The organism is Nonomuraea sediminis (assembly GCF_018531495.1).
In the GTDB taxonomy this organism is placed as follows: domain Bacteria; phylum Actinomycetota; class Actinomycetes; order Streptosporangiales; family Streptosporangiaceae; genus Nonomuraea; species Nonomuraea sediminis.
The window spans coordinates 1,191,819-1,210,797 of the sequence record NZ_JAHDTI010000001.1 but is presented as its reverse complement, the minus strand read 5'-3'; the positions used below and the strand labels follow the sequence as shown (position 1 = coordinate 1,210,797).

The 18,979-nt window shown below is 68.1% G+C and carries 21 protein-coding genes and 1 tRNA gene; 8 read left to right on the top strand and 14 right to left on the bottom strand.

Annotated elements, in window-relative coordinates:
• Positions 1-22 precede the first annotated feature (22 nt).
• The 8 genes from KIK09_RS05645 to KIK09_RS05610 all read right to left on the bottom strand — a co-directional run bounded on the left by KIK09_RS05645 (position 23) and on the right by KIK09_RS05610 (position 6,363).
• Complete coding sequence (locus tag KIK09_RS05645) at positions 23-733, bottom strand: aquaporin (RefSeq protein WP_214317529.1); 711 nt, start codon at positions 731-733, stop codon at positions 23-25.
• On the bottom strand, positions 730-1,074 hold the full coding sequence (locus KIK09_RS05640; RefSeq protein ID WP_214317528.1) for an ArsR/SmtB family transcription factor: 345 nt from the start codon (positions 1,072-1,074) through the stop codon (positions 730-732). The genes KIK09_RS05645 and KIK09_RS05640 overlap by 4 nt, the downstream gene beginning before the upstream one ends.
• Before the next feature lie 54 nt (positions 1,075-1,128).
• On the bottom strand, positions 1,129-2,331 hold the full coding sequence (locus KIK09_RS05635; protein ID WP_214317527.1) for a GNAT family N-acetyltransferase: 1,203 nt from the start codon (positions 2,329-2,331) through the stop codon (positions 1,129-1,131).
• 14 nt (positions 2,332-2,345) lie between these two features.
• Positions 2,346-2,675, bottom strand: coding sequence for an ArsR/SmtB family transcription factor (locus KIK09_RS05630; RefSeq protein ID WP_214317526.1), 330 nt, complete (start codon positions 2,673-2,675; stop codon positions 2,346-2,348).
• A gap of 131 nt (positions 2,676-2,806) precedes the next feature.
• Positions 2,807-3,604 (bottom strand): cysteine desulfurase family protein, encoded by a 798-nt coding sequence (locus tag KIK09_RS05625; RefSeq protein ID WP_250572762.1) that lies wholly within the window; start codon positions 3,602-3,604, stop codon positions 2,807-2,809.
• Entirely contained in the window at positions 3,502-3,852 is a 351-nt protein-coding gene (locus KIK09_RS05620) for an aminotransferase class V-fold PLP-dependent enzyme (RefSeq protein ID WP_214317524.1), read from the bottom strand. The genes KIK09_RS05625 and KIK09_RS05620 overlap by 103 nt, the downstream gene beginning before the upstream one ends.
• A 40-nt stretch (positions 3,853-3,892) precedes the next feature.
• On the bottom strand, positions 3,893-5,104 hold the full coding sequence (locus KIK09_RS05615; RefSeq protein WP_214317523.1) for an MFS transporter: 1,212 nt from the start codon (positions 5,102-5,104) through the stop codon (positions 3,893-3,895).
• Entirely contained in the window at positions 5,101-6,363 is a 1,263-nt protein-coding gene (locus tag KIK09_RS05610) for an MBL fold metallo-hydrolase (RefSeq protein WP_214317522.1), read from the bottom strand. Before KIK09_RS05610 ends, KIK09_RS05615 begins: the two co-directional genes overlap by 4 nt.
• A 49-nt stretch (positions 6,364-6,412) precedes the next feature.
• Between KIK09_RS05610 and KIK09_RS05605 the strand changes: the two genes are divergently transcribed.
• The 4 genes from KIK09_RS05605 (at position 6,413) to KIK09_RS05590 (ending at position 9,216) form a co-directional block, all read left to right on the top strand.
• A complete protein-coding gene (locus tag KIK09_RS05605) occupies positions 6,413-7,057 on the top strand; it encodes an ArsR/SmtB family transcription factor (RefSeq protein WP_214317521.1) in 645 nt (214 codons plus the stop codon).
• Complete coding sequence (locus KIK09_RS05600) at positions 7,054-7,323, top strand: sulfurtransferase TusA family protein (protein ID WP_214317520.1); 270 nt, start codon at positions 7,054-7,056, stop codon at positions 7,321-7,323. The genes KIK09_RS05605 and KIK09_RS05600 overlap by 4 nt, the downstream gene beginning before the upstream one ends.
• Before the next feature lie 298 nt (positions 7,324-7,621).
• Entirely contained in the window at positions 7,622-8,746 is a 1,125-nt protein-coding gene (locus tag KIK09_RS05595; protein WP_214317519.1) for a DUF4236 domain-containing protein, read from the top strand.
• Positions 8,747-8,838: 92 nt separating this feature from the next.
• Positions 8,839-9,216 carry a hypothetical protein gene (locus KIK09_RS05590; RefSeq protein ID WP_214317518.1) on the top strand — a complete coding sequence of 126 codons (378 nt, stop codon included), beginning with the start codon at positions 8,839-8,841 and terminating at the stop codon, positions 9,214-9,216.
• Positions 9,217-9,881: 665 nt separating this feature from the next.
• Here the strand turns inward: KIK09_RS05590 and KIK09_RS05585 are convergent.
• Positions 9,882-9,955: transfer RNA gene (locus tag KIK09_RS05585), tRNA-Leu, on the bottom strand.
• A gap of 35 nt (positions 9,956-9,990) precedes the next feature.
• On the opposite strand from KIK09_RS05585, the gene KIK09_RS05580 reads away from it, so the two are divergent.
• The 3 genes from KIK09_RS05580 (at position 9,991) to KIK09_RS05570 (ending at position 13,448) form a co-directional block, all read left to right on the top strand.
• Entirely contained in the window at positions 9,991-10,581 is a 591-nt protein-coding gene (locus KIK09_RS05580; RefSeq protein WP_250572761.1) for an ANTAR domain-containing response regulator, read from the top strand.
• A 111-nt stretch (positions 10,582-10,692) separates the two neighbouring features.
• Positions 10,693-11,979, top strand: coding sequence for an ABC transporter substrate-binding protein (locus tag KIK09_RS05575; protein ID WP_214317517.1), 1,287 nt, complete (start codon positions 10,693-10,695; stop codon positions 11,977-11,979).
• A gap of 173 nt (positions 11,980-12,152) precedes the next feature.
• Complete coding sequence (locus KIK09_RS05570) at positions 12,153-13,448, top strand: ABC transporter substrate-binding protein (RefSeq protein ID WP_214317516.1); 1,296 nt, start codon at positions 12,153-12,155, stop codon at positions 13,446-13,448.
• A 3-nt stretch (positions 13,449-13,451) separates the two neighbouring features.
• Here KIK09_RS05570 and KIK09_RS05565 read toward each other — a convergent pair whose 3' ends face one another.
• Positions 13,452-14,294, bottom strand: coding sequence for a hypothetical protein (locus KIK09_RS05565; protein WP_214317515.1), 843 nt, complete (start codon positions 14,292-14,294; stop codon positions 13,452-13,454).
• 187 nt (positions 14,295-14,481) lie between these two features.
• Here KIK09_RS05565 and KIK09_RS05560 point away from each other — a divergent pair, with 187 nt between their 5' ends.
• A complete protein-coding gene (locus KIK09_RS05560) occupies positions 14,482-15,777 on the top strand; it encodes an ABC transporter substrate-binding protein (RefSeq protein ID WP_214317514.1) in 1,296 nt (431 codons plus the stop codon).
• Positions 15,778-15,822: 45 nt separating this feature from the next.
• Here the strand turns inward: KIK09_RS05560 and KIK09_RS05555 are convergent, their stop codons facing one another.
• From KIK09_RS05555 to KIK09_RS05540, 4 genes are read right to left on the bottom strand one after another with little or no spacing between them, the layout of a single operon-like run.
• On the bottom strand, positions 15,823-16,224 hold the full coding sequence (locus KIK09_RS05555) for a hypothetical protein (RefSeq protein WP_214317513.1): 402 nt from the start codon (positions 16,222-16,224) through the stop codon (positions 15,823-15,825).
• 58 nt (positions 16,225-16,282) lie between these two features.
• Positions 16,283-17,068, bottom strand: a complete 786-nt coding sequence (locus KIK09_RS05550) for an ABC transporter ATP-binding protein (RefSeq protein WP_214317512.1) — start codon at positions 17,066-17,068, stop codon at positions 16,283-16,285.
• Complete coding sequence (locus KIK09_RS05545; protein ID WP_214317511.1) at positions 17,065-18,000, bottom strand: ABC transporter ATP-binding protein; 936 nt, start codon at positions 17,998-18,000, stop codon at positions 17,065-17,067. The genes KIK09_RS05550 and KIK09_RS05545 overlap by 4 nt, the downstream gene beginning before the upstream one ends.
• The gene (locus tag KIK09_RS05540; RefSeq protein ID WP_214317510.1) at positions 17,990-18,979 is read right to left on the bottom strand and encodes a branched-chain amino acid ABC transporter permease; all 990 of its coding nucleotides are present in this window, start codon (positions 18,977-18,979) and stop codon (positions 17,990-17,992) included. The genes KIK09_RS05545 and KIK09_RS05540 overlap by 11 nt, the downstream gene beginning before the upstream one ends.

Genomic DNA, 18,979 nt, shown 5'->3' with positions numbered 1-18,979 from the left:
TTATTGAGCCAATGGCGCGGCGTCAAGAGGTCGAGCGCGGCACCACGGGTTCCGGTGTCTCCGCTCGCGGGTTGCCGAACAGGCCGTGCACCAGCAGCATGCCGATGACGCCGCCGACCAGCTGGGCGGCCACGAAGCCGGGCACCGAGGCGGGCGCGATGCCGGCGAAGGTGTCGCTGAACGCACGCCCGATGGTGACCACGGGGTTGGCGAAGCTGGTGGAGGAGGTGAACCAGTACGCGGCGCCGATGTAGGCGCCCACGGCGGCGGGGGCGGCAGCCGTACGGCTCGACCGGACCAGACAGAAGATCACCAGGACCAGGCCCGCGGTGGCGACCACCTCGCCCAGCCACAAGTGTGGGCTGGAGCGCTCGGTGGTGGACCAGGTGATCGCGGGCTTGGCGAACATCAGGTTGGCCAGGATCGCGCCGATGATGCCGCCCAGCACCTGGGCGATGATGTAGCCGCCGAGTTCGCCCGCGGTGAGGCCGTGGCCGCCGCGGCGTCCCTCCCACCAGTCGGCCAGCGACACCACCGGGTTGAAGTGGGCGCCGGAGACCGGGCCGAGCACGAGGATGAGCACGCCGAGGCCGAACACGGTGGCAGTGGAGTTCTGCAGCAGCTGCAGGCCCACGTCGTTGGGCGACAGCGTCTGCGCCATGATGCCCGAGCCCACCACGACCGTCACCAGTAGCGCGGTGCCGAGGAACTCGGCCAGCAGACGGCGCCTCACCTTGCCACCTGCTCGGGGGCGGTGAGCAGGGCCGACAGCTCGGCGAGTCGCTCGGGCACGATGCGGTAGTACACCCAGGAGGCGCGCCGCTCGCTGGTGAGCAGGCCGACGTCCTTGAGCACCTTGAGGTGATGGGAGATCGTCGGCTGAGCCAGGGAGAAGCTTGCGGTCAGGTCGCACACGCAGGCTTCGCCGCCTTCGTGGCTGGCCACGATCGACATGATGCGCAGCCGGATCGGGTCCCCCAGCGCCTTGAAGGTTCGGGCGAGGTTTGTCGCCTTCTCCTCCGTCAGTGGTTCACGCGCCAGGGGCGCACAGCAGTCCAGCAGCGTCACTTCCATGGGCGTCGATATTGGCATCGATGAATATCCGCAGGGTGACGCCTTGGTGAACTCTTAACTGCGGCGTTCGATGAGCAGGACGTCACGCCAGGTGCCGTGGTGCTGTCCGATGCGTTCGCGGGTGCCGACGATACGGAAGCCGAGCGCCTGATGGAGCGAGAGGCTGGCGGCATTCTCCGGGAAGACGCCCGACTGGATGGTCCAGATCCCGGCGTCCTCGGCTGCGCCGATGAAGGCGGTCATGAGGGCGCGCCCGATGCCGTGCGCCTGGCAGCCGGGGTGGACGTACACGCTGTGCTCGACCACGCCGCTGTAGACGGGTCGGGAGGAGACCCGGGTGGCAGCGACCCAGCCGACCACCTGATCGGTTTCGGTGTCGACGGCCACGTAGCGCAGGATCCTGCTCGCGGCGAAGCCCTCCCAGCTCGGTGCCACGGTCTCGAAGCTGGCCTGGCCGGTGTCGAGTCCTGCCTGGTAGATGGCCAGCACCTGATCGGCGTCCGCATCGCGCATGGGGCGGATCTCCAGGCCGGGGCCGATGGCGGGCTTGGCGGCCTGGACGATGGCCGAGTGGACTCCGTCGCCGTGATCCGCGGTGAGGGTGATTTTCCCGCCGATGAATCCGGTGCGGTGCAGCAACTCCCGGTACTCCTCGACCTCAAGCGACCCAGCCACGCATCCCACCCGCTGCTCGGCGGCGGCTCGCTGTACCGGATCAAGGGGAGAGACGGTGACTACGTCGCTGATGCCGAGCCTGCCGCCCGGGCGCAGCACTCTGAATGCCTCGGCCAGCACGGCGGGCTTGTCGTCGGACAGGTTGACCACGCAGTTGGAGATCACGACGTTCACGGCCTGGTCGTCGAGGGGGATGTGTTCGATGGTGCCGTGCAGGAACTCCACGTTGGGCACGCCTTCTGCGTGGCGCCGGGCGAGGTCGATCATGTCCTGGCTGGCGTCGATCCCGTAGGCCTTGCCGTACGGGCCGACCCTGCGCGCGGACAGCAGCACGTCGATGCCGCCGCCCGAGCCGAGGTCCAGCACGGTCTCCCCTTCGCGCAGTTCGGCGACGGCTACGGGGTTGCCGCAGCCCAGGCTGGCGTTCAGGGCACCTTGCGGGAGGCCGGTGGTGTCGTCATAGGCGGCGGCGCCGAAGCAGCCCTGGTCGAACTCGCCGGGGTCGCAGTCGACGATCTTCTCGCCCGACAGGGCGGCGCGGGCGAGTCCGGAGTAGCGGTCGACGACCTCGTCATGTGCCATCGCGGGCTTCCTTCTTAGTCACAGACCGGAGGGTCGGGTACGGGCTTGCCCATCACCACGTCGGCGGCGGTGGGGAAGCAGCTCACGCAGTTCTCGTTGATCCGGTACAGGCTCGAGGTGCCCTGCCTGTCCAGCAGGACGAACCGCGCCTCGGCCAGGATCTTCAGGTGGTGCGACACGGTCGACTGGCCCACGCCGGAGGCGGTCACGATCTCCCCGACGGTCATCGGCCTTCGGGCTCTGGCCAGCAGGGACACGATCTGAATACGGGTGGCGTCGGCGAGCGCCTTGAACCAGCTCGCGTACTCCTCGGCTTCGGCCCGGGCCAGCGGCTTCTCATCCATCGACAATCGACGATAGTCGATTAAGTTCGGCCTGTGAACCCTGATAGCGGCCTGGCCGTCCTCGCGTACCTTGTAGCCGCATTCACCGTCGACAAGCTGGACAGGTTCCTGTTTCCCGAAACCAGGACGCCCTACTCCTTACACATGCTGGGAGTGGCCAGGACCTGATCGGCGAGCAGACGTGCTGCCTGCTTGACCTCCTCCTCGCTGGTGGAGCGGCCGAGCGAGAGCCGTACCGCCGACCGTGCGGACAGCCCCATCGCGGCCAGCACCGGCGATGGCCCGTCGTGGCAGGCCGAGCCGGTGGAAGCGGCCAGATCGGGGATCGCGGCCAGCAGCGCGCGGGAGTCGACGCTGGAGATGCTGACGTTGAGCGTGCCCGGCAGCCGGTGGTCCGGGTCGCCGTTGAGGTGGACCCGGCCCGGCAACGCCGCGTCGAGCTCGTGGTGGAGGAGGTCGCGCAGGTGAGCCAGCCGTACGGCTGTCGCGACGAGATCCTCCTGGGCGAGTTGGGCGGCGGCGCCGAGGGCGACGATGAAGGCGACGTTCTCGGTGCCGGACCGCAGGCCGCGTTCTTGCCCGCCGCCGAAGATGACCGGGCGGAGCGGGATGCCGGTGCGGATGTAGAGGGCGCCGATGCCCTTGGGGGCGTACATCTTGTGGCCGACCACGGTCAGCAGGTCGACGCCGAGGTCTTGGACGTCGACGGGGATCTTCCCGACGGTCTGGGCGGCGTCGGTGTAGAAGAGCGCGCCGTGGCGGTGCGCGGTCGCGGCCAGCTCGGTGATGGGCTGGATGGTGCCGGTCTCGCTGTTGGCGTGGGCGATCAACACCAGCGTCGTCCGGCCGGTGGGCGTCGCGTCGAGGTCGGCCGGGTCGACACGGCCGAGCTGGTCGAGGGCAGCAGGGTGGTGTCGAGGCCTTGGCAGGCCTCCAGGATCGCCGGGTGTTCGGTGGGCTGAGTGATGACGTGGTCGGCCTTGATGCCGCGGATGGCCAGGGTGTCGGATTCGGAGCCGCCGCTGGTGAAGACGATCTCCTCCGGCCTGGCGCCGATGAGCGCCGCGACCTGCTGGCGGGCGCGGGCGACGGCCTCGCGCGGCCGGCGTCCGTAGTGGTGGGTGCTGGAGGGGTTGCCGAAGTGTTCGGTGAGGTACGGCAGGGCCGCCTCGACCACGCGGGGTCCACGGGGGTGGTGGCGTTGTGGTCCAGATAGATCATGGCCTTCTCGTCTCATACATCCGGACCGCGACGACCAGCCCGGAGGCGGCGGTGAGCGCGGCGACGGTCCAGATTGCCGCGGGGATGCCGAACAGGTCGGCGACGCCCCCGGCCACGAGGGCACCAGCCGCGAAGCCGCCGTCGCGCCAGAGCCGGTACACGCCGACGGAGCGGGCGCGCCAGGAGGGATGGGCGACGTCGCCGATGGCGGCCAGCAGGGTGGGGTAGACCATCGCGGTCCCGACACCGAGCAGCACGAGCGCGGCGGACCAGACGGCGAACCCTGACGCTGCTGCGATGACCGCCAGGGCCACGCCCTGGGCGAGCATGCCCGAGGCGATCAGCCACTTGCGTCCCCAGCGGTCCGACAGCGCCCCGGTGGCCAGCTGCCCGAACCCCCAGACCGCCAGGTACAGCGCTGACAGGAACCCGATCTGGCCGATCGACAGCCCGCGCGCGGCGAACATGATCGGCAGCAGCCCCCAGGCGAGCCCGTCGTTGAGATTGTTGACCAGCCCGGCCTGGCTCACCGCCGACAGAGCCCGCTCCTTGAAGCTGGTCAGGACGAAGATCTGGCCGGTGGTGAGGGGACTCTGCGTAGTGCCTGCCTCGTGGTGGACGTAGCCGCGGGTCTCCTTCACCACCAGGGTCGACAAGCCCAGGCCGAGGGCGGCGTAGGCGAGGCCGAGCAGGAACGGCGCGGGGCGCAGGCCGTACTGCTCGGCCAGGTAGCCGGTCGCCAGGGAGGTGGCAGAGACGGCGAGATACCCGGCGGCCTCGTTGAGGCCCATCGCAAGGCCGCGCCGCGCTGGCCCGGCCAGGTCGATCTTCATGATGACGGTGGTGGACCAGGTCAGGCCCTGGTTGACGCCGAGGAGCACGTTGGCGGCGATCACCCAGCCCCAGCTCGGCGCCCAGATCAGCAGCAGCGGCACCGGCAGCCCGGCCAGCCAGCCCGCGACCAGCACGGGTTTGCGGCCGTAGCAGTCGGACAGCGTTCCGGCGAAGAAGTTGGTGGCAGCCTTGACCAGGCCGAAGGTGAGGATGAAGGTCATCGCTCCGGTGGCCGCGGTCAGGCCGAAGGTCTGCTCGGCCAGCAGCGGCACCACTACGCGCTCCTGGCCGAGCATGCCGCCGACCAGCGCGTTCACCGCGACCAGGAGGGTGAACTGGGCCAGGTTCGCCCGCAGGCCCAGCTTGATGGTCATGAGAAGTCCTGCAGGCCGCCGTCCAGCACGCTGACCTGCCTGTGGCCGGCGCGGGCAAGCAGGCTGGCGCCGGTCATGGCGCGCTCGCCGTGCCCGCACATCACCACCGTCGGCTCATCCGAGAGGGTACGGCGAGCCAGCTCGCCCAGCTCGACGTGCACGGCCCCGGGCACATGCCCGGCCGTGAACTCGGAGTCCTGGCGCACATCCAGCACCCGCCCGCGCACCTGGTCGGGCTCGACCAGCGGGATGCTCTCGGTGGGCCCGTCCCACGGCTCGAGCTCGCCGAGGAGGCCGTCGTGGCCGATCTTCCGCGCCTGCCAGACGATCTCGTCCGGGTCCTGGTCCGGGTTGCGGACCAGGGCGAACGGCGTGTCAGGCTCGATCACCCAGCCCAGCCAGGTGGCGAACTGGTCGCGTAGCGGGATGGAGATCGCGCCGGGAATGTGCGCCTGGGCGAAGTCCTCGATAGGCCGCACATCAATCACGAGCATCCCCTCCGAGAACGGCACCTGAGACGGCGCGGGGTCGCCGACCAAGGCAGGACCGCGCCGGTTCAGCTCTGCCAGGCGCAGGAAGTAGGGAGGGAAGCTGCCCAGCCCGCCCAGCAACTGCTTGACGAAAGCGTCCTCGTCGGCCACGCGCAGCAGCGGGTTGGCAGTCTTCTCCGCGCCGATCGTGGACAGATGATCGGCCCCGGGCACGGCCGAGCAGAACGAGCCCGCGCCATGCGTCGGCCACACCGCGGTGGCGTCCGGCAGCTCGGCCAGGCGGCGCAGCGAGTGGTACTGGGCGCGGGCCAGCGGCTCGGTCCGCTCCGGGCTGATCAGGTCGGTCCTGGCGGCGCCGCCGACGATCAGTGACCCGCCGGTGAACACGCCCTGGATCGCGTTCCCGTCGAGCAGCAGGAACGCCAGGTGCTCGCCCGTGTGCCCCGGCGTCGCCCACGCGCGCATGGTCAGCCCGCCCAGATCCACCTCGTCGCCGTCACGCAGTCCCCGATGATCGAAGGCGCGCCGGCCGGGCGCGGATGCCAGCACCCGCGCCCCGTCGTCGGCCGCCAGCTGCACCGCCCCGGACAGGAAGTCGGCGTGCAGGTGGGTGTCGGCGGCGAACGCGATCCGCAGGCCCCGCCGTACCGCCGTGGCCTTCAGGGCGCGCAAGTCTCGGGACGCGTCGACTGCGAGCGCGCGGCCGTCGCCCAGGTCGACCAGGTACGACGTGTTGCCCAAGCCCTCGTCGCGCACAGGGATCACCATGAGTGCCTCCTCCTGCTACACTATTCCATGAATATATGGAGGACTGTCAATGGAGCACAAAACCGCGCTCTTCGATGCGTTCGCTCAGGTGGGCAAGGCTCTCGGCAGCGCCAAGCGGCTGGAGTTGATCGAGCTGCTGGCGCAGGGCGAACGATCGGTGGAGGTGCTGGCCGCAGCGGCTGGACTCGGCTTGACGACCGCCTCCAACCAGCTGCAGGTCCTCAGGCAGTCAGGCCTGGTCGCCACCCGCAAGGAGGGCACGAAGGTCTTCTACCGGCTGGCGGGCGATGACGTCGCCGCGCTGTGGGCGACCTTCCGCCAGGTCGCCGCCACACATCTGGCCGAGGTGGACCGGGCGCGTGAGGCCTACCTCGGCCCGGCCGACACCCAGGAGCTCACGCGGGACCAACTGCTGCGCCGGATCCAGGACGGCGACGTCACGGTGATCGACGTACGGCCGCGCGAGGAGTACGCCGCCGGGCACATCCCCGGCGCGCTGTCGATCCCTGTCGACGAACTGCTCGACCACCTGGCCGACCTGCCCGAGGACGGCACCATCGTGGCCTACTGCCGGGGCGCCTACTGCGTCTTCTCCCACGAGGCGGTCAGGACGCTGCTGTCGCACGGTCGCGACGCCGTACGGCTGGAGGACGGCATGCTCGAATGGCGCCTGGCCCACCTCCCCGTCGCATGACCCCGCTGGTGGTGGACGGCGGCGACCGGCTCTGCGTCCAACTGCTGATCGAGCTGCGTGACCATGTCGAGGCGGCGGGGCCTGGGGCGGTGATCCACCTCATCGCCTCCGACCCGGCGGCGCCGCTCGACCTACCTGCGTGGTGTCACCTGACCGGCCACACCTATCTGGGCAGGGTGCCGGGCGCTGGTCGGGCGACCTACGCGCTGCGTGTGGCCGCCGCCGGCCCGGCGACGGATTCGATGAGTCCCTGGCACCTGACCTGATCGGTCAGCTCGTGGGCAGCGGGCTGTAGAGGTGGACGCCGTTGCCGTCGGGGTCCAGGACGGGTGGGCCACGAGAAGCTCGGGCCCAGCGCGACGCTCGAGGGTGCTTAACCCTTGGGCGGGTACGGGGCATTGCCCCTGCGTTTGCTGCGTCAAGCATGCGGGCGCCGCCGGGTTGGCACCGGTCGGATGACTGGCCGCCATGCACTCTGTCAGTAACAGACGCGCGCACCGTTCCGAAGTAGGCGTGGAAGTGATGGGGTGCCTGTAAGCGGGCGTGATGCAAAGGAACGTGAACGTGGGCTTCTCGTTCAAACTCATGCCAGGGGTGCGGCTCAAGGTCAGCAGCCGGGGCCTTCGGGCCGGAATCGGACCTGGCTTCGCACGCATGCACGTGGGAGCGGGTCGCACCGGGCTGTCCTCCTCGGTCGGCCCCGTCGGCTTCTATACGAGCCTCGGGCGCAAGCGGCGTCGCTCCTCCAGCGCATACCGTTCTTCGGCCGCTAGTAGGCAGCGACAGGTCGCCCAGGCTCGGCACGCGGCCGCGCAAACAGAGAAGGCCGTTGAGGCAGGACGGCTGGCCAACGCATTTATGGAGATCCTCAACCTGCACCGGGCTGAGTTTCCTCCCGCGCAGCCGCCTGTCGCGCCGCCCGTTCCACAGCCGATTCTGGCCACGTTTCTGGCGCCTCGAGAGCAGGAAACGCTGGCTGGTATCGGCCTTTTTCAACGTAAGGCACGTGCTGAAGCCAAGCAGCGTGCGCGGCACTACGCGGAGGCCGACATGCACCGTTGGTGGATGCAGGCCAATGCTGAGCGTGACCGACACCAGTGGGAGCTCAACCAGCAATGGCAGCGGTTGTGTGGAAACGATCCAGCGATGGTCTTGGCGGTCCTTGCGGATGCGTTCGAGGACAATGAAGCGCCCGCGGTGCCTGTGGCGCTGACGGGTTCCGAGGTCTCCATTGTGATCTTGGCTCCGGGGCTGGACTTCGTTCCTGAGCGCATACCGGCACGCACTGCAGCCGGGAACCTCTCCCTGAAGAAGCTCACCAAGACGGAGCGCGCCAGCTATTACGCGCTAACGTTGTGTGGCTACCTACTGGTGACGCTGCGCGAGACGTTTGCTGTAGCCCCCGGTCTCGGCTCTGCACGGGCGGTCGTGCTGCGGACCGACCGGATCGACGCCTATGGTCGAGTTCGGCTGGAGTGCATGCTTGCCGGAAGATTCGAGCGGAGGTCCTTTGACGGCATCCGCTGGGACGCCGCGGATGCGGCTGCCATCGTTAACGACACAGCCGGCAACCTGCTGATCAAGCAGAAGGGGGCAGCCAAAGAGTTGTACCCGCTCGATCTCCACGCCGAGCCCGAACTCCAGGCGCTCGTGAATGCCGTTGACTTGACGGAGCTGACCACTCGATAGCTGAGAGCCGCCGCTTCGCGTGGTGGCCGGCAGGTCGGCCAATCACCGCCAGGCTCATCGTCCCTGTCTTTTAGATCGCGTCCTGCGCATGTATGGGCGAGGGCGCGGCGGCGGGTCTGGGTGGCGCCGGTATCGGTCTGGTGGCCGCGGTCTGGCCGCTGGCCACGGCGTTCCCGCACGGCGCCCACACGCTGAGCCACCGGCTCCTCGGCGGAGAGTGGCAGGCCGGGATGAGCGTCGCGCTCCTGTGGTCCGTGGGTCTCGTCGCGTGGCTGCTCGCCACCACGGCCCGTACCATCGTCGGCACTCTGGCCGAGCGGCGGCGCCAGCGCCTGCTCGTCGACCTGACCGCCGACTACTCGCCCGCCCACGACGCCTACGTTCTGCCCAGCGCCGTGCCGGTGGCCTACTGCATGCCCGGACGCGAGGCCCGGGTCGTGCTGAGCAGGGGAGCGGTCGACCTCAGGTGAGCGTGGTAGTGCTCGGCCATGCCCTGCTCAGGCCCCATGCTCAGGCCCGCGGCCTTGACTCCGAGGGCGGGATCGGCCGGGACCGGCCAGGGCGGAAGCCCTCCGTCAGGAGGCGCCGTGACGACGGAGGTGGCGTCAGCCGTGGTCGTGGCGGCGAGCAAGGCCGGCGCGGGGCCATGGCCGCACCCTGCCAGGACGAACGCCGCTGCGGCTGCTCCGATTACGGGGTTCACGAAGTGCCGCCGCAGTTGCTGGTGTGCGCGCGCCGATGCCTGGTAGTGCTGAACCAGGTCAGCTGGTGTCCTCGGCATCAGGCGCCTCCCCCGAAACGCACGCCTAACTACTTACACCTAATCACCCTAGGTCATCGAGGAGACCAGAGGACTGCTGCCCCCCGTCTGATCAGGCGCATACGGCAGCAGTCCAGGCAGGTGGCGAGCGGTGGAGAACCAGCAGGCAGATCTGCTGGACCGGATGCCGATGCTCCCAGCAAGGTTTGACCAACTTCCAGAAGATCTTCAGCGGGAGCTCTTCGGGGTTTTCCAGCTCGCGATCACCTACGACCCGGCCGCCGGGGTCGTACAGACCAAGATCACGCTCGACAGCGGGATGGTCCACCGACGCGGGCATCCGCGGGAAGCGGATGCCCGTGTGGAGGGTGGGGGTGCCCCGAGTGGGATTCGAACCCACACTGAATGGATTTTGAGGCCATCGACTCTGCCGGTTGGTCTATCGGGGCGACGTGGATCTAATGTATCGGACCTCGGTACCCTTCTGCTCGTGACTACGCAGCGGCGAGTGGTGATCGCGGAAGACGAGGCGCTTATCCGCCTGGACCTCAAAGAGATGCTCCAGGAGGAGGGCTACGTCGTCGCGGGCGAGGCCGGAGACGGCGAGCAGGCGATCCAACTGGCCACCGAGCTGAGGCCGGACCTGATCATCCTGGACGTCAAGATGCCCGTGCTCGACGGCATCTCGGCGGCCGAGCGGATCGTGGCCGACCGGATCGCGCCGTGCCTGATCCTGACCGCCTTCTCCCAGCGTGACCTGGTCGAGCGGGCCAGGGACGCGGGCGCGATGGCCTACCTGGTCAAGCCGTTCACCAAGAGTGATCTGGTGCCCGCGATCGAGATGGCGGTCAGCCGGCACGAGGAGATGGTGGCGCTCGCCAAGGAGGTCTCCGACCTTTCCGACCGGCTGGAGACGCGCAAGCTGGTCGAACGGGCCAAGGGCAAGCTCATGAGCGACCACGGCTGGAGCGAGCCGCAGGCGTTCCGCTGGATCCAGAAGGCGTCCATGGACCGCCGGCTGAGCATGCGAGAGGTTGCCCAGATCGTTATAGACGACACCGCCGAGCGCAACTGAGGGCACGAAAAAGCGCCGTACGGTCACGACTGGGCATCCAACCGGCGTCGGAATCTCTCCCCTGGCGGATACCGCCCCATCCTGTGGGCGGACCGAAGGGAGACACTTTCGATGATCCGTATTTCCCGCGCGCTGGCCGTCGCCACAGCGGCGAGCCTCGCGCTGGCGGCCTGTTCCACCCCGAACAAGTCCGGCGCCCCCAACGCCACCGCCTCGGCATCCACGCAGCAGTCGGCGGCGGGCAAGGGCGACGGCACGCTGACGATCGGCGACGTGCTGCCGCAGACGGGTTCGCTGGCGTTCCTCGGCCCGCCCGAGTTCGCCGGGATCCATCTGGCCATCAAGGAGATCAACGACGCCGGCGGGGCGCTCGGCAAACCGGTGGTCTCCATCGACACCGACTCCGGTGACACCACCACCAACATCGCCTCGCAGTCGGTCGACAAGCTGCTGGCGCAGAAGACGGACGCCATCATCGGCGCCGCCTCCTCGACGGTGTCCAAGGCCATCATCGACAAGATCACGAGGTCGGGGGTCATCCAGTTCTCGCCGGCCAACACCTCCGACGACTTCACCACGATCAAGGACAACGGACTGTACTTCCGCACGGCTCCGCCGGACAAGCTGCAGGGGCGGGTCCTGGGGGATCTGGTGGTGGCCGACGGCAACGACACCATCGGCATCCTGGCCATGCAGGACTCCTACGGCAGCGGCCTGGCCGACCAGGTCACCAAGACCGCGGAGGCGAACGGCGGGCAGGTGGTCGCCCGCACCGACTACGACCCGAAGGAGGCCGACTTCTCCGCCGACGTGGCCAAGATCAAGGAGAAGAACCCGAAGGCGATCGTGCTGATCGGCTTCGAGGAGACAGCCAAGGTGGTCCAGGAGCTGGTCAAGCAGGGCCTGACGGCCGACAAGCACAAGTGGTACATGGTCGACGGCAACATGTCGAACACCAACTACGCCAAGGACCCCAAGGGCACGCTCACCGGGGTCAAGGGCACGATCCCCGGCGCCGCGCCGCCCACGGCGTTCCAGAAGCGGCTGCTGACGGTGGATCCGAAGCTGACCAACTACACCTACGCGGCCGAGTCCTACGACGCGGCGATCCTGATCTCGCTGGCTGCCGAGGCGGCCAAGAGCGACGCGGGCGTGGACATCGCGGCCAAGCTGGCCGAGGTCAGCAAGGGCGGCGAGAAGTGCACCAGCTACAAGGCCTGCGACGAACTGCTGAAAGCGGGCAAGGACATCGACTACGACGGGGTGAGCGGCCCGGTCGAGTTCAACGACGCCGGTGACCCGACGGTCGCCACGATCGGCATCTATCAGTACGGCGCGGACAACAAGTACGACGCCGCCAAGGCCCTCGAATATCGCAAGGGCGACATCGCCGGATGACCGTTCGGGCCCCGATCCCGCAAAGGGATCGGGGCCGTAACTCCCCCGTGACAGTCCATGACCTCAGGCGGTCAGGACATTACGAATCAGCATAAAAGCCGCGCCGTAACCCCGATCGGAACGTTCCTGCAGGCATGCTGAGCTTCGGAAATCGCACTTATCGGGGAGTTCTCATGAACCGCATTGCTCCTGCCGGGCGCCTGCTGGCCGTCGCGGCGGTCGCCGGTCTGGCGTTGACGGCCTGTGGCGGAGGCGGCGGCGACACCGCCGCTCAAAAGAGCGAGCCCGCCTCCTCGGCACCCGCCTCGGCGGCCAAGGGGGACGGCACGCTGACGATTGGCGACGTGCTGCCGCAGACGGGCTCGCTGGCCTTCCTCGGCCCGCCCGAGTTCGCCGGCATCGACCAGGCCATCAAGGAGATCAACGAGGCCGGTGGCGTGCTCGGCAAGCCGGTCAACAAGATCCACACCGACTCCGGCGACACCACCACGAACATCGCCTCGCAGTCGGTGGACAAGCTGATCGCGCAGAAGGCCGACGCCATCATCGGCGCCGCCTCCTCCTCGGTGTCGGAGTCGATCATCGACAAGGTGACGGGCGCGGGCCTGGTGCAGTTCTCGCCGGCCAACACCTCCGACAAGTTCACCACGATCAACGACCACGGCCTGTACTTCCGCACGGCCCCGCCGGACCGCCTGCAGGGCCGCGTGCTCGGTGACCTGATCGCCGCCGACGGCAACGACACGATCGGCATCCTGGCCATGCAGGACTCCTACGGCTCGGGCCTGGCCGACCAGGTCACCAAGACGGCCGAGGCCGCCGGCGCCCAGATCGTCGAACGCGTCGACTACGACCCGAAGGCGGCCGACTTCTCGGCCGACGTGGCCAAGATCAAGGCCAAGAACCCCAAGGCCATCGTGCTGATCGGGTTCGAGGAGTCGGCCAAGGTCGTGCAGGAGCTCGTCAAGCAGAGCCTGACGGCGGACAAGTACAAGTGGTACATGGTCGACGGCAACATGTCGAACACGAACTACCTGAAGATGCCCAAGGGCACCCTCAAGGGCGTCAAGGGCACCATCCCCGGCGCGGCGGCCCCCACCGAGTTCCAGAAGAAGCTGCTGGCCATCGACCCGAAGCTGACCAACTACACCTACGCCGCCGAGTCCTACGACGCGGCCAACCTCATCGCGCTGGCCGCGCAGGAGGCCAAGACCGACGACCCGGCGCAGATCGCCAAGCACCTGGTCACGGTCAGCAAGGGCGGCGAGAAGTGCGCGGACTTCAAGTCCTGCGACGAGCTGCTGAAGGCCGGCAAGGACGTCGACTACGACGGCATCAGCGGCCCGATCGAGTTCAACGACGCCGGTGACCCGGCGATCGCCACGATCGGCGTCTACGAGTACGGCGCGGACAACAAGTACGACGCCACCAAGGCCCTGGAGTACCGCAAGGGCAACATCGAGGGCTAGCCCTCAGCCGCCGCCCAGGCCGCACGTCTTGAGCGCGTAGCTCCACAGGCGATCCTGCAGCGGCTTGGGCGGCACCACGATGAGCACCCGCTCCTGGCCCCCGTCCACGGTGGCCCGCACAGGGAACTGGAAGGCCTTCTTGGCCTCGGCGAAGGCGTGCGGGTCGCACCGTCCGGGGGTCAGCTGCAGCGGCATCGTCTGCTGCTGCGCCCCTGCCTGCAGTACGGCCAGCGGTTTGGTCTTCGGCACCGGCGTGGCGATGTAGTGAGTGGTCCCGCCCACGTCGTCGATCGCCACGACCCCCTCGCCCTTCCTGGTGAGCGTCAGCGTCCCCGTCATCACCTTGCCGACCTGGTGCCAGTCGTCGCCGAACTCGATGTCGGCGGCCTCCTTGATGAGGTAGGCCGAGCACTCGTCGCGCAGCAGCTGCGTCAGCAGCGGGTCGGGATGCGGCACCTGGAAGACCACCTTCCGCAGCTCCTGCGACGATCCCTCGCGCACGTGCGCCACGACCGTGGCGGGTTGCACGGTGGGAAGTCCCTTGGGCAGGCAGTTGGCCGCGCCGTACTGAATGCGAAGGTCAGTGCGGTCGGTATGCCGAATGAGGCCGTCGGCCCTTTGCGGCGGGAGCGTTTTGAAAGAGGGCGTCACGAGCTGAACGTCGGAGAAATAGACCGGATTGTCGGATGTATTGCGGACGGCGATCTCAAGGGCATGGACCGGTTCGTCGGAACGCCATTGCGCCAGCGAGACCGACACGCCTTTGGGCGGGGTCGTCGCGGGTTCAGGAGAGGCGCAGCCGGCGAGCAGGACGGCGAGGGCCAGGAAGGCCGAAATACGCTTCACTCTAGGCACATTAGGCGTGGTCAGCGCCCGTCGTAAGTTGAGGAGTGATTACGACTCAGCATCCAAGTGCCGACAGTTCAGCAGGGCATCTGTTGGAGCAGCCTGGGGTTTTGTACGTTTCCGTCATTCGATCGGGAACGTCGGCATGGCTGATGGGATCCCGGCCTGGAGATGGAGGAGACACTTCATGATCCGCATTGCTCCCGCGGGGCGCGTGCTGGCTGTCGCAGCGGTTGCCAGCCTTGCCCTGACGGCCTGCGGCGGTGGCAGCAACACCGCCACGCAGCAGACCGGATCGGCGGCGCCGTCCTCAGCAGCCGCACCCGCGGCCAAGGGCGACGGCGTGTTGACCATTGGCACATTGCTGCCGCAGACCGGCTCGCTCGCCTTCCTCGGCCCGCCCGAGTTCGCCGGTGTGGACCTGGCGGTCAAGGAGATCAACGAGGCCGGGGGCGTGCTCGGCAAGCCGGTCGTCAAGTACGACACCGACTCCGGTGACACCACCACGAACATCGCCTCGCAGTCGGTGGACAAGCTGCTGACGCAGAAGGCCGACGCCATCATCGGCGCCGCTTCCTCGTCGGTGTCGGAATCGGTCATCGACAAGATCACCGGCGCGGGCGTCATCCACTTCTCGCCCGCCAACACCTCCGACAAGTTCACCACGATCAACGACCACGGCCTGTACTTCCGTACCTCGCCGCCGGACAAGCTGCAGGGCCGGGTCCTCGGTGACCTGATCGTCGCCGACGGCAGTGACACGGTCGGCATCCTGGCGATGCAGGACTCCTACGGCACCGGCCTGGCGGACAACGTCTCCAAGACCGTCCAGGACGGCGGCGGGCAGGTGGTCGAGCGGGTCGACTACGACCCGAAGGCGGCCGACTTCTCCGCGGACGTGGCCAAGCTCAAGGCCAAGAACCCCAAGGCGATCGTGCTGATCGGGTTCGAGGAGACCGCCAAGGTCATCCAGGAGCTGGTCAAGCAGGGCCTCACCAGTGACACCCACAAGTGGTACATGGTCGACGGCAACACCTCCAACACCAACTACCTGAAGATGCCCAAGGGCACCCTCAAGGGCGTCAAGGGCACCATCCCCGGTGCGAACGCGCCCGACGACTTCCGCAAGAAGCTGCTCGCGGTCAACCCCAAGCTTGAGGACTTCAGCTACGCGCCCGAGTCCTACGACGCGATGAACCTGATCGCGCTGGCGACCGAGGCCGCCAAGAGCGACGCGGGCGTGGACGTCGCGGCCAAGCTGTCCGACGTCAGCAAGGGCGGCGAGAAGTGCAAGGACTTCAAGTCCTGCGACGAGCTGCTGAAGGCCGGCAAGGACATCGACTACGACGGCGTGAGCGGTCCTGTCGAGTTCAACGACGCTGGTGACCCCGCGGTCGCCACGATCGGCATCTACCAGTACGGCCCCGACAACAAGTACGCCACCAAGGCGCTCGAGTACCGCACCGGCAACATCGCCGGCTAACCGGTTCTCACGCGAAGGGCCCGGTCTTGTGACCGGGCCCTTCCGCTATTTGCAGTCCGCCACGATCTGGTCGGCGGCGGGCCTGTACTGCTTGATGAGCGCGATCTGCCGCGGCCGTGGCACGTCCGCCCGCGCCAGCCCCGCCGTGGTGGTCTTGATGGTCTGTACGGCGGGCTGCAACGACTCCGGCAGCCGCGGACCGAACTGGAGCGTGATCCCGCGCAGCTCGCCGAAGCGTCCGAGGAGCGCGTCCTCGATCTTCTGGCTGTCCTCCTGGCCGCGCGGGTTGAGCATCAGCCCGACGTAGCCGATCGCGGAGACCACGCGAGCGCATGGGCTGTCGTCGGGGTCACCGCCGGTGCTGTACTTCTCGGCTTGGGCGGCCGGGGCGTGCTGGCAGCCCACGAGGATGGGGAGCAGGATGGCAACTGCCGCTATACGTCTCACCCAGCCATTAAACGAAGAGAAGGGGCCCCAGGGGAGCCCCTTCTCCTGATCGAGATCTTTACGCCTTGGCGAGCGTGCCCAGGTACAGCTCGATGACCTTGGGGTCGTTGGCGAGCTGGCGCCCGGTGCCCGTGTAGGCGTTGCGGCCCTGGTCGAGCACGTAGCCGCGGTGGCAGATCTGCAGGCAGCGCCGCGCGTTCTGTTCCACCATGATGACCGTCACGCCGGCCTTGTTGATCTGCTGGGCCTGGATGAACACCAGGTCCTGCAGCTTGGGCGACAGGCCCGCGGACGGCTCGTCGAGCAGCAGCACCGACGGCTCGGTCATCAGCGCCCTGGCCATCGCCACCATCTGCCGCTCACCGCCCGACAGCGAGCCGGCGCGCTGCTTGCGCCGCTCCTTCAGCGCGGGGAACAGCTCGGCGACGAAGTCGAAGCGCTCCTTGAACTTGCCGGGCACCTGGAAGGCGCCCATCTCGAGGTTCTCCTCGATGGTGAGGCTGGGGAAGACGTTGTTGGTCTGCGGCACGTAACCCACGCCGCGGGAGACCAGCGAGTGCGCCTTCATGTTCGTGATGTTCTCACCCTTGAGGACGACCGTGCCCGAACGGATGTTGACCAGCCCGAACATGGCCTTGAGCAGCGTCGACTTGCCGGCGCCGTTGGGGCCGATGATGCCGATCAGCTCGCCGTCGCCCACGTAGAGGTCGGAGCCGTTGAGGATGTTGACGCCGGGCAGGTAGCCGGCGATGAGCTCGTCGCAGCGCAGCACCGCGTTCTCGGCGCCCTTGAGGTGGGCGCTGCGGTCGGTGACGGCCTGCTTGGACTCGGGGACGGCGTTCACTTCTGCGTCTCCTCCTCGATCTCGGCCTCGAGCGCCGCCTCGGCCTCGTGCAGCTGCGCCTCCAGCTCGCTCTCCGACAGCGGGGCGTCGTGGTGCGCGCCCAGGTAGGCGTCGATGACGCGCGGGTCGGACATGATCGAGTCCGGCGGGCCCTCCGCGATGACCGCGCCCTGCGCCATCACGATGACCCAGTCGCTGATGTCGCGGACCATGTCCATGTCGTGCTCGACGAACAGCACCGTCATGCCCTGCTCGCGCAGGTCCTTGACGTGGCCGAGCAGTGACTGGGTGAGCGCCGGGTTCACGCCGGCCATCGGCTCGTCGAGCATGACGAGCTCCGGCTTCACCATGAGCGCGCGGGCCATCTCGAGGAGCTTGCGCTGACCGCCGGACAGCGAGCCGGCGAAGTCGTCGCGCTTGGCGTCGAGCTTGAACCGCTCGAGCAGCTCCTCGGCCTGCTCGGTGATCGAGTCCTCCTGGTTGCGCCAGAAGCTCGGGATCAGCGCCCGCCAGAAGTTCTCCCCCCGCTGCTGCTGGGCGCCCAGGCGCATGTTCTCCAGTACGGTCAGCCGGGACAGCGCCTTGGTCAGCTGGAAGGTGCGCACCATGCCCATGCGCGCCACCTTGTGCGCGGGCACGCCGTTCATGCCGCGGCCGTTGAACGTCCACGAGCCGGAGTCGGCGGTGTCGAAGCCGGTCAGCTGGTTGAAGAACGTCGTCTTGCCGGCGCCGTTGGGGCCGATGAGCGCGGTGATCGAGCCGCGCTGGATCTCCACGTGCTCGACCTCGACGGCCGTCAGACCGCCGAAGCGCCGCACCACGTTGTCGACCACCAGGATCGGGTCGGGCTTGGGCACCCCGGGGTCGCGCGCGAGGTCCTTGAAGACGGCCAGCGCGGCGGCCTTGCGATCGGTCGTCGTTTCAGCGCGCATCGATTGCTATCTCCCTCTTGTCGCCGAAGATGCCCTGTGGCCGGAAGATGAGCAACAGGATCAGGCCTAGCCCGACGAGCATGTAGCGGACGGGGCCGACCTGGATGCTGGTCATGAAGGGGATGTACCCCGCCTGGACCGCTTCGCTCAGCACACCGTTGACCAGGACGAGGAGCACCCAGAAGATCATCGACCCGACGATGGGGCCCATGACGCGGGCGGCGCCGCCCAGGATCACGATGGTGTAGGCGAAGAAGGTCGTCTCGGTGCCGAAGATGTCCGGCTGTACCGAGGCGTAGGCCAGGCCGTAGATGAAGCCGCCGAGGCAGCCGATCACGCCGCCCAGGATCAGCGACTGCATCTTGTAGGAGAAGACGTTCTTGCCCAGGCTGCGGACCGCGTCCTCGTCCTCCCTGATGGCCTTCAGCACGCGGCCCCACGGGCTCTTCATGAGCAGGTAGACCAGGAAGCTCGTGAGGGCGACCAGGGCCCACCCGACGACCAGCACCCACAGGACCCGGTTGTTGAAGGTGATGACCCCGATGCCGTAATTGTTCCCCTCGGGGAAGGGGTTGAGCGCGTAGAAGCCGTCGGAGAAGCCGCGCTGGCCGTCCGAGCCGCCGAAGACGCTCTTGAACGCCACGGAACGGAAGATGAGCCGGACGATCTCGGCCGCCGCGATCGTGACGATCGCCAGGTAGTCGGCGCGCAGGCGCAGCGTCGGGATGCCCAGGATGATGGCGAGCAGCACCGCGGCGGCCAGTCCGACCAGGATCCCGACCCAGAACGGCAGGCCGACCACGGTGACCGTGACGGCCAGGCCGTACCCGGCGACGCCCATGAAGGCGGCCTGGCCGAAGTTGAGCAGGCCCGTGTAGCCGAACTGGACGTTGATGCCGATCGCGGCCAGTCCGTACAGCACGGTCTCGACGCCGATGGCGGCCTTGACGGTGGTGGTGATGATGGTGAGCCAGTCCAT